The organism is Pseudarthrobacter sp. J1763, from assembly GCF_050490295.1.
Lineage (GTDB): Bacteria > Actinomycetota > Actinomycetes > Actinomycetales > Micrococcaceae > JBNPEO01.
Genome location: NZ_JBNPEN010000008.1, coordinates 109,532 through 119,026, shown reverse-complemented (window position 1 = coordinate 119,026; position 9,495 = coordinate 109,532). Strand labels below are relative to the sequence as shown.

Sequence of the window (9,495 nt, the reverse complement as noted above, 5' to 3'; positions counted from 1 at the left end):
GGCTCTTCGCAGTTGAGGGTGTAGTCGAGGGTCGGCGGCTGGTTCGTGGATAGACGTCGAGGTCTTCCAGGATGGAAGTTCTCACACTGCCCATCTGCCGGAAGACCTCGACTTGCACCACCCTACGTTCGCGACCCCTGACCTCACCACGTTCTGCCGTCTCGATGAGCTCGGCCTCGAAGCCATCGGCCAGTTGATCGAGCCCGACCGGGCGGTACTCGAGTGCCGCGTCGTTGACGATGACCCGTGGTGTCGGAAGTGCGGCGCCGAGGGCGTGCCGCGCGACACCGTGACGCGTCCGCTCGCGCACGAGCCGTTCGGGCACCGGCCCACGACGCTGCTGGTGCGGGTGCGCCGCTACCGGTGCGGCCACTGCCGCCGCACCTGGCGGCAGGACACGACGAACGCGGCGGCGCCGCGGGCGAAGATCTCCCGCGGCGGGGTCGGGTGGGCGCTGAAGGCGATCGTGGTCGACCACCTCACCGTCTCCCGCGCCGCGGCAGGCCTGGGTGTGTCGTGGCACACCGCGAACACCGCGATCCTCGCCGAGGGCAAGCGGCGGCTGATCGACGATCCGGCCAGGTTCGACGGCGTCACCACGATCGGCGTCGACGAGCACGTCTGGCGTCACACCCGGTTCGGTGACAAGTACGTGACCGTGATCATCGACCTCACGCCCGCCCGCAACAAGACAGGTCCCGCACGGCTGCTGGACATGGTCGAGGGTCGGTCGAAGGCGGTGTTCAAGCAGTGGCTCGCCGCCCGGCCCAAGGAGTGGTCGAAGCAGATCGAAGTGGTCGCGATGGATGGGTTCAGTGGGTTCAAGACCGCCGCGTCCGAGGAACTCCCCGACGCGGTCCCGGTGATGGATCCGTTCCATGTCGTCCGGCTCGCCGGTGACGCCCTGGACCGGACCCGGCAGAGGGTTCAGCAGGACACTCTCGGGCACCGCGGTCACGCCGGGGACCCGCTCTACGGGGTCCGCCGCACCCTCCACACCGGCGTGAGCTTCCTCACCGAGAAGCAGACCGCACGGCTGGACGCGGTGTTCGCGGTCGAGGAGCACGTCGAGGTCGAAGCGACCTGGGGCATCTACCAGCGCATCGTCGCCGCCTACCGCGAACCCGACAAGAAGAAGGCGAAGGAGATGATGCGGTCGGTGATCGATTCCGTCAGCAGCGGCGTCCCCGCGATGCTGGCCGAGATTCGCCGGCTCGGTCGGACGTTGAAGCAGCGCGCCGCGGACGTCCTCGCGTTCTTCGACCTGCCCGGCACGAGCAACGGTCCGACAGAGGCGATCAACGGCCGACTCGAGCACCTCCGCGGCTCCGCGCTCGGCTTCCGCAACCTCGCGAACTACACAGCCAGGAGCCTGCTCGAGGCCGGAGGTTTCAGACCCTCGCTACACCCTTGATTCCGAAGAGCCAGTAAATGCCGTCCCCGCCATGGTAGCCACTTGCGGCCTGTAAGCCAGTAGGACAGGCATGATGAAAACAGAAGTGGCCCTCTCCTGAGGGAGAGGACCACTTGTTTGGTGGAGCTGAGGGGACTCGAACCCCTGACCCCCTGCATGCCATGCAGGTGCGCTACCAGCTGCGCCACAGCCCCAAAACTTTAGATATTCATTCGCAAAAAACCGCTGGATCCTGCCTCGGCCGAATCCAGCGGTCAATTGGTGGAGCTGAGGGGACTCGAACCCCTGACCCCCTGCATGCCATGCAGGTGCGCTACCAGCTGCGCCACAGCCCCAACTTGCGATGTTTTTTCCTTGGATTTTCAGTAGTTTCCTACTGCTTCTCCGCGAAGCAACTCAAATATCTTAGAACAGCGCTTCCACTAATTCCAAATCGACATTTACCTGCAAGAAAGGCGAATCTGCGGGCCTGAGCTACGCTTCTGCCTGCTCGGCGTCGGCGTTTGCTTCGGCTGGTTCTTCAACGCGGGCCGGTGCTGCAGAAGGGTCCTCACCCAGCTGGAGATCCACTACAGGGCAGTCCTTCCAGAGGCGCTCAAGCGCGTAGAAAACACGGTCTTCCTCGTGCTGAACGTGAATCACGATGTCCGCGTAATCCAACAGGACCCAACGTCCGCCAGAGCGGCCTTCACGCCGAATCGGGCGACGGTCCAGCTTGCTCATTTCTTCTTCGATGCCATCAACAATGGAGTTGACCTGGCGTTCGTTGTCAGCCGAGGCAATGAGGAAGATGTCTGTGAGCGCCAATCGTTCGCTCACATCCAGAGCAACAATGTCTTGGGCAATCTTGTCTGCCGCAGCACGGGCTGCTGTACGGGCGAGGGCTACGGATGCTTCCGTGGCGGTCATGGTTCTCCTAATGTTTGGTCAAGCTTTGTTGGATCCGGCTCAAGAGTTGAGGCCGGTAATGAGCATGATGATTCCAGCGATCAGCGTGATAATTCCTACCGCGAATACCGCAAGTTGCATCAAACGGACGCGTTGCGCGTGGGCCAATCCGGCCGTGGCAGCGTCCAAGGGGTCAAGCCCGTAGGCAGCGCGGGCCGCTACGCGCGGGCTCTGCAGTTCGGCGTCGTTGTGAGGTTCAGCGCCGTCCCTTGCCGGTTCGTCCACAACCTCACCATTGGCACGGGCTACTGCTTCGGCCCGAGCCAAGATTTCTGAGCGGCCAGATACCGGAGTTCCTGGTTTATCCGTACTTGACGTATCGGCTCCACGCTTTGGTGCCGCAGTTCTCGGGAGTAATGCTGGGACCACCGGAACATGTGAGGTGGCGGGCCGTCGAAGCACGGGGTGACCCACACCAGGGACCTGTACCGTCTCTTGCGGCGCCATCATGGCCAAGTTATTGGTAGCCGTTGGGTCATGGCTGGGCTGAGTACGCTGCTGATGTTCTTCGGCAAGCTTTTGCTTAGCCCGGGCCCGCCGATTCAAAATGGCGGCGCGCTCGGCCAGAGCAATTTGCTGGGCCAAGATTTCTGGATCCACGGTTTCCGGATCCTGCGGGCCCAGGTTCTCGAGCGCAGCAAAGTGTTCCTGCGCAGCTTTCTCAAGCTTGCTACGTTCGGCCAGAGCTTCTTCCACGCTCATGTCTGCCGGATTCACAGCATCGCCGGGCGCGGGTGCTGGGCTGTCCGCACCCCGAACCGCGGGAGAAACCAGGCCTATCCCAGCGGTAACACCCATCGACGGTGGTTCTACCGTTGGAGGGTTGGTACCTGCCGTGGCGGCCTGCGCTTTGAGCTGTTGAAGGCGCAGCTGCCGGCGGGTAGGTAGTCCCCCGCTGAGTTGCTCTTCCTTTTCAGCGAGTTGCTTGATGGTCCGCAAAGCAGCACGGTCTCTCGCCCGAATTTGCGAGGAACGTTCAGCAGGCTTGCGCTCTGGAATTGCATCAACTGGCACATCAGCCACACGACGGATTCGCCCCGTAGCAACAGAATCTGATTGAGCAGAACTCTGAGAAGTAACCGGGGTCGGCGCATCGCCGGACGGTGTTTCGCCGTCTTGGACCTCGGTCTGTGCCCTCGTTGCCCTCAGTTCCCTGCGGCTGCGAAGTGGCTTCTCTTCCTGGTTCATCAAAAACTCATTCAGTACTGGCTGTTATTGCTGTCCGTTCGGCGTTCACCGGATGATTCTCCGTGGTGTTCGCCGCCCCGTATAGATCGTATTTTGCGATGTACTGCACCACACCGTCTGGCACGAGGTACCAAACTGGGTTTCCTCCAGCCACACGGGCTCTGCAGTCCGTAGAGGAGATGGCCATGGCTGGCACTTCCAACAGGCTGACGTCTTGACGACCAAGGTTATGGAGTTCGTGTCCGGGCCGTGTGACTCCCACAAAGTGAGCCAAGTTCCACAACTCGTTGACGTCTTTCCAAGACAAAATCTGCGCCATTGCGTCTGCTCCAGTGATAAAGAACAGGTCCGCGTCTGGCCGTAAACGGGACAAATCCCGCAAAGTGTCAATGGTGTACGTGGGGCCAGGGCGGTCAATGTCCACCCGACTTACCGTAAAACGTGGGTTTGCCGCCGTAGCAATCACGGTCATCAAATAACGGTGCTCGGCTGGACTTAAGTCCTTTTTGACCTTTTGCCAAGGCTCACCGGTAGGAACAAAAACTACCTCGTCCAAGGCAAACTTGGCTGCAACCTCGCTGGCTGCCACCAAGTGACCGTGGTGGATGGGGTCAAAAGTTCCACCCATTACACCTAGGCGAAAGCGGCGTTGTTGCTCTACCACTGGGGAAGCTCAGTGGCCGTGGTGTTCGTTGTGGTTATTGGGGTGCTGACGGTGCGGATCCTCGGATTCCTCCACAACATCATGGCGGTTACCCAAGTTCGTGTAGGAGAGGGTCACAAACATCATCACCAGCAGTACTGCGAACATGCAGATTCCAAAAACCCACGGTTCAGCCAAAAGCGGTGCAGGCTCTTCGTGGGCAACTTCTGCGGCAGCCAGGACGGTAGTGGCAAGCTGAGTCAACATTTTGACCCCTTCTGTTCCAAGAACTTCATTGGGCGCGCTAGCAACCCGGACACTTCATGCAGTCCACAAGCAGAGTGCGTTCCGCTCAAGAGACGTCTCCCATGTTACCGCGTGCTCAGGCGCGGATTTGGCCCTCACCTTGGACTATCCACTTTGTTGTGGTCAATTCACCCAAACCCATAGGGCCACGAGCGTGAAGTTTCTGCGTAGAGATGCCAACTTCCGCGCCTAAACCAAGTTCACCGCCGTCCGTGAAACGCGTAGACGCGTTAACAATCACGGCTGCCGAGTCGATCTCTGCGATGAATCGTTCAGCGTTGGCCAGATCGTTGGTCAGAATTGCTTCAGTGTGTCCAGTGGTCCAACGCCGAATGTGATTCAGCGCTTCATCCATGGAATCAACCATTCCCACGGCGAGGTCCAGATCCATGTATTCGGTGCCCCAATCGTCGTCGTCCGCGGGACTCAAGTCATTCCCCGCAGGCAACAAAGGCATCACGCGTTCGTCCACGTGCAGTCTTACACCGGCGGCGCGCAAGGCACGAGCTACGGCGGGGAGGACCGTGGAGTCTTGGTGCACCAGCAGCGTCTCAACCGTGTTGCACACGCTGGGACGCTGAGTTTTGGCGTTGAGGAGTATCTCCACAGCCATATCCTCGCTAGCCGAGGCATCAATGTAAATATGGACGTTGCCCTCCCCCGTTTCAATCACAGGAACTGCGGCATTTGTCACCACTGACTGAATGAGTTCGCGGCCACCTCGAGGAATCAACACATCAACCCGGCCCCGGGCCCGCATCAAAACGTCAGCGCCGGCGCGGCCGTACTGATCCACGGATTGAACAGCATCGGCAGGTAGTCCCACCGAGTCCAAAGCCTCACGCAGCACGGATACCAGCACTTGGTTGGTCTGCGAAGCAGCGCTACCACCTCGCAGGATCACGGCGTTGCCTGATTTTAGAGCCAAGCCAGCAATATCTACCGTCACGTTAGGACGTGCCTCGTAGATAGCTGCAACTACACCTAGGGGAACATTAACCTGACGCAAGCGCAGGCCGTTAGGAAGAGTCTGGCCACGCACCACGTTTCCTACGGGATCGGGCAGACCTGCAAGGTTTTCCAGGGCCGCAGCCAACGCTTTGATGCGGTCAGTGTTTAGGCTCAAACGGTCCAGCATGGAAGCGGAAATCCCCTTGGCTTTGCCGTTTTCAACGTCTACGGCGTTAGCTTCCAGGATGGCCGGTGCTGCCTCCACAATGCTGGCTGCAACTGCCCGCAAGCCCTTGTCTTTCCATGCCCGGTTGGCCCGTGCCATACGCCGACCAGCCAGCCGTGAACGGTCCGCGATGGCGTGTACCGCTGCCTCCAACTGCACTGGATCCAAAGCGCCGGGCAGCTCAGAGCTATCTTGACGCGATGAATCTAGGGAAATGTCAGCAGTTGTCATAACCCAAGTTTAGAACAAAGCGCAGTCTAGAGAACCACCAGGTCATCAACATGAACAACTTCGCGTTGATATTCCGGACCAATGCTTTCCGCAAGCTCCATAGTGGAGTGGCCCAGCATTTGGGGAAGCTCGTGAGCCGAATAATTGACCAGCCCACGAGCAACCACTTCGCCGTCCTTGCTGGCCAACTCAACTGGGTCGCCAGCTTCAAAGTCCCCAGTGACTGCAACAATGCCAGCCGGAAGCAAAGACTTGTGCCTATCGCGGATCGCGCGGACGGCGCCGTCGTCCAAGGTGAGGCGCCCACGAACGGATGCCAAGTGGGCAAGCCAGAGCAAACGGATGGGTTTGCGCGAGCTACTTACGGCGAACCACGTTCCAACATCCTCCCCAGCAAGGGCGGCACGAGCATTTGCCGTGGAGGTCACCAGGGCGTTGATACCGGATCCAGCGGCGATACTTGCTGCCTCGATCTTGGTTGCCATCCCACCGGTACCAACGCCTGCGGCGCCGGTTTTGCCGATGACCACTTCTGCAAGATCCTCGTAGGAATCAACACGCTCAATACGTTGCGCGCCGTCCTTGGGTGGGCCATCGTAAACGGCGTCTACGTCTGAGAGCAGCAAAAGGGCATCAGCACGGACCAAGTGCGCTACCAAAGCAGCAAGCCGGTCATTGTCACCAAATCGGATCTCATGAGTGGCCACCGTGTCATTCTCATTGACCACCGGAACTACACCAAGGTGCAGCAGCCGGTTGAGCGCACGGAAGGCATTGGCGTGCTGCGTGCGGCGAACTAGATCCTCGGCCGTCAAAAGAACTTGACTGACGTTGATTCCGTGCGCGCCGAAGGCATGGGTGTACTTGGCCATAAGCCGGCCCTGCCCCACGCTCGCCGCTGCTTGCTGGGTAGCAAGATCGCGGGGCCTGCGGACTAGGCCAAGCGGCGCCAAGCCCGCGGCGATGGCACCAGAAGAGACCAAAATGATTTCGGCTCCCGCATTTTTGCGTTCCGCGAGTGCGTCCACCAGCGCGGTCAGGGCAGATTCGGAAATACCACCCTTGATACTGGTCAGGGAGGACGAACCTACCTTAACCACAATGCGGTTGGCCGCAGCTAAAACTTCTCGGCCTCTGAGGCCCTGAGGACTAGTGCTCATCCCCGTCGGCAAAATCGTCATTGTCCAGTGCGCTCTCGGTCAACGGTGCAGGTGTACGACGGCGGTTCGTGGACTCCGTCCAAATTCCCGCCCTACGCTCGGCTTCTAGCTCAGCACGTGCTGCCGCCTTCGCGTCACGACGTTCGATCTGCTCTTCACGCTTCTGTGAACGGGTGGGGCGATCGCCAATGTCGGCAATACGAACGTCAGTACCGCGAGGTGCGGCAAGAAGTTCTGCACCGGCCATCATGGTGGGCTCCCAGTCGAAGACAACGCCGTCGTCTTCACCAATAACCACTGTGTCACCAGGGGTGGCACCCATCTTGAACAGTTCAGTTTCAATACCGAGCTTGGCCAGACGGTCACCCAAGTAACCAATAGCTTCTTCGTTGGTGAAGTCAGTCTGCTTGACCCAGCGCACAGGCTTGTCGCCCAATACGCGGAACAACGGCTCGAGGTTCTTCTCTTCACGACGGATCTTAAAGCCAGACTCGTTGACTGCGCGCGGGCGCAATACAGGTGCCTGAACCTTGGGCGGCGCAGAAGCTAGTGCATCCCGAGCGGCCTGAACGATCTCTGCCATGGCAAAGCCCAGTTGACGCAAGCCTTCGTGACTGGTGGCCGAGATTTCAAATACCCGGTAGCCCTTGGCTTCAAGCTCGGGGCGAACGAACTCTGCCATGTCCTTACCGTCAGGCAAGTCAACCTTGTTCAGAGCAACAAGCTTGGGGCGTTGATTGAGGGGAATCACTTCGCCGTCTGCGCCTGCGTAGCTCATGTCTACGGCGTAACGGTCAAGCTCTTGTTCAATGGTTGCCAAGTCGCTGAGCGGATCGCGGTCAGCTTCAAGCGTTCCGCAGTCCAGAACGTGTACCAGTGCAGCGCAACGCTCAACGTGGCGCAGGAAGTGGTGTCCCAATCCCTTTCCTTCGCTGGCGCCTTCGATGAGGCCCGGGACGTCTGCAATGGTGAAGCGAACGTCACCCGATTGGACCACGCCCAGGTTCGGGACCAAGGTAGTAAAGGGGTAGTCGGCAATCTTGGGCCGGGCCGCGGACATCGCAGCGATCAGGCTGGATTTACCGGCCGAGGGGAAACCAACCAACGCAATATCTGCAATGGATTTGAGTTCTAGAACGATGTCTCGAGCGTCGCCCTCAATACCCAAGAGTGCAAAGCCGGGCGCACGGCGCTTTTGTGATGACAGCGAAGCGTTACCCAAACCACCCAGACCGCCTGCTGCGGCCATGTATTCGGCGCCAATACCTACCAGGTCAGCGAGTACTTCGCCGTCCTTGTTTTTGACTACCGTGCCGTCTGGTACGGGCAGGATGAGCGTCTCACCGCTCTTTCCGCCGCGCCAGTCACCCATACCCGGTCCGCCGTTGCTGGCGTGACGGTGGGGTGCGTGGTGGTAGTCCAAAAGCGTTGTGGTTTGGCCGTCAACGCGAAGAATCACGTCACCGCCATCGCCACCATTACCGCCGTCGGGTCCGCCCAAAGGCTTGAACTTTTCGCGGTGGACGGAAACACAACCGTGGCCGCCGCTACCGCCGGATACGTGAAGTACTACCCGGTCTACAAAGCTGGCCACGTGGATCTCCTCAATGCTCTAGAACTCAATACCCTGCGGGCACCTTGTTCGATTCTAATGCTGTTAAAAGCACAGTGGAGCGGACCCGAGGGCCCGCTCCACTGGCAAAAACTATTTATTACTCTGCGGCAGCAGCAGCAACAATGTTCACTACGCGACGGCCACGGCGAGTACCAAACTCAACCGAACCTGCCTCGAGTGCGAACAGGGTGTCGTCGCCGCCACGTCCCACACCGGCACCCGGGTGGAAGTGGGTGCCACGCTGGCGAACGATGATTTCGCCTGCAGAAACAACCTGGCCGCCGAAGCGCTTTACACCCAGGTACTGGGCGTTGGAGTCACGACCGTTGCGAGTGGAGCTCGCGCCTTTTTTATGTGCCATTTGAAATGCCTACCTTTACGACTATGTGAAAACCTGGAAGCAACCCGAAAGTTACTTGATACCGGTGATCTTTACCTTGGTCAGTTCCTGACGGTGACCTTGGCGCTTCTTGTAGCCGGTCTTGTTCTTGAACTTCTGAATGACAATCTTCGGGCCACGGAAATCTTCTAGGATTTCAGCAGTAACCGTAACCTTGGCCAGGTCAGCTGCAGCAGTGGTGAGCTTGTCACCATCTACCAAAAGCAGTGCGGGCAGCTCAATGGTGCTACCTGCTCCACCGGCGACGCGGTTAAGGGTTACGTAGTCTCCAACGGAGACCTTCTCTTGGCGGCCGCCGGCGCGGACAATCGCGTACACCACTTGGGAACTCACTTCTCTCGACGTTTCTTACTAAAGTTTGCGTGAAGGATCTGCATTGAATGCTGTTGACCCTTGCTGTGCCTCAACGCCGT

General features: G+C 59.3%; 10 protein-coding genes and 2 tRNA genes. 1 reads left to right on the top strand and 11 read right to left on the bottom strand.

The window, feature by feature from the left end:
- Window positions 1–112: 112 nt before the first annotated feature.
- Window positions 113–1,414 carry an ISL3 family transposase gene (locus tag ACQQCD_RS10010; protein ID WP_364275828.1) on the top strand — a complete coding sequence of 434 codons (1,302 nt, stop codon included), beginning with the start codon at window positions 113–115 and terminating at the stop codon, window positions 1,412–1,414.
- 118 nt (window positions 1,415–1,532) lie between these two features.
- On the opposite strand, the gene ACQQCD_RS10005 is transcribed toward ACQQCD_RS10010, so the two are convergent.
- The 11 genes from ACQQCD_RS10005 to rplU all read right to left on the bottom strand — a co-directional run bounded on the left by ACQQCD_RS10005 (window position 1,533) and on the right by rplU (window position 9,403).
- Window positions 1,533–1,608 (bottom strand) — tRNA-Ala (locus ACQQCD_RS10005).
- A gap of 65 nt (window positions 1,609–1,673) precedes the next feature.
- Window positions 1,674–1,749: transfer RNA gene (locus ACQQCD_RS10000), tRNA-Ala, on the bottom strand.
- 139 nt (window positions 1,750–1,888) lie between these two features.
- Window positions 1,889–2,323: a ribosome silencing factor gene (gene rsfS / locus ACQQCD_RS09995; RefSeq protein ID WP_430268231.1), complete on the bottom strand. Its 435-nt coding sequence runs from the start codon at window positions 2,321–2,323 to the stop codon at window positions 1,889–1,891.
- 39 nt (window positions 2,324–2,362) lie between these two features.
- On the bottom strand, window positions 2,363–3,550 hold the full coding sequence (locus tag ACQQCD_RS09990) for a hypothetical protein (protein WP_430268230.1): 1,188 nt from the start codon (window positions 3,548–3,550) through the stop codon (window positions 2,363–2,365).
- 7 nt (window positions 3,551–3,557) lie between these two features.
- The gene (gene nadD / locus ACQQCD_RS09985) at window positions 3,558–4,214 is read right to left on the bottom strand and encodes a nicotinate-nucleotide adenylyltransferase (RefSeq protein WP_430268229.1); all 657 of its coding nucleotides are present in this window, start codon (window positions 4,212–4,214) and stop codon (window positions 3,558–3,560) included.
- A 9-nt stretch (window positions 4,215–4,223) separates the two neighbouring features.
- Window positions 4,224–4,460: a hypothetical protein gene (locus ACQQCD_RS09980; RefSeq protein ID WP_430268228.1), complete on the bottom strand. Its 237-nt coding sequence runs from the start codon at window positions 4,458–4,460 to the stop codon at window positions 4,224–4,226.
- 115 nt (window positions 4,461–4,575) lie between these two features.
- The gene (locus tag ACQQCD_RS09975) at window positions 4,576–5,907 is read right to left on the bottom strand and encodes a glutamate-5-semialdehyde dehydrogenase (RefSeq protein WP_430268227.1); all 1,332 of its coding nucleotides are present in this window, start codon (window positions 5,905–5,907) and stop codon (window positions 4,576–4,578) included.
- A gap of 26 nt (window positions 5,908–5,933) precedes the next feature.
- A complete protein-coding gene (proB, locus tag ACQQCD_RS09970) occupies window positions 5,934–7,067 on the bottom strand; it encodes a glutamate 5-kinase (RefSeq protein WP_430268226.1) in 1,134 nt (377 codons plus the stop codon).
- Window positions 7,057–8,661: a GTPase ObgE gene (gene obgE / locus ACQQCD_RS09965; protein ID WP_430268225.1), complete on the bottom strand. Its 1,605-nt coding sequence runs from the start codon at window positions 8,659–8,661 to the stop codon at window positions 7,057–7,059. Before obgE ends, proB begins: the two co-directional genes overlap by 11 nt.
- Before the next feature lie 118 nt (window positions 8,662–8,779).
- Window positions 8,780–9,043 (bottom strand): 50S ribosomal protein L27, encoded by a 264-nt coding sequence (gene rpmA, locus ACQQCD_RS09960; protein WP_430268224.1) that lies wholly within the window; start codon window positions 9,041–9,043, stop codon window positions 8,780–8,782.
- A 51-nt stretch (window positions 9,044–9,094) separates the two neighbouring features.
- Complete coding sequence (gene rplU / locus ACQQCD_RS09955; RefSeq protein ID WP_430268245.1) at window positions 9,095–9,403, bottom strand: 50S ribosomal protein L21; 309 nt, start codon at window positions 9,401–9,403, stop codon at window positions 9,095–9,097.
- Window positions 9,404–9,495 lie beyond the last annotated feature (92 nt).

Excerpts from the sequence above, each read along its gene's own strand:
- proB (WP_430268226.1), bottom strand. The coding sequence starts at position 7,067 with ATGAGCACTAGTCCTCAGGGCCTCAGAGGCCGAGAAGTTTTAGCTGCG.
- ACQQCD_RS09980 (WP_430268228.1), bottom strand. The coding sequence starts at position 4,460 with ATGTTGACTCAGCTTGCCACTACCGTCCTGGCTGCCGCAGAAGTTGCC.
- rsfS (WP_430268231.1), bottom strand. The coding sequence starts at position 2,323 with ATGACCGCCACGGAAGCATCCGTAGCCCTCGCCCGTACAGCAGCCCGT.
- ACQQCD_RS09990 (WP_430268230.1), bottom strand. The coding sequence starts at position 3,550 with ATGAACCAGGAAGAGAAGCCACTTCGCAGCCGCAGGGAACTGAGGGCA.
- rpmA (WP_430268224.1), bottom strand. The coding sequence starts at position 9,043 with ATGGCACATAAAAAAGGCGCGAGCTCCACTCGCAACGGTCGTGACTCC.
- ACQQCD_RS09975 (WP_430268227.1), bottom strand. The coding sequence starts at position 5,907 with ATGACAACTGCTGACATTTCCCTAGATTCATCGCGTCAAGATAGCTCT.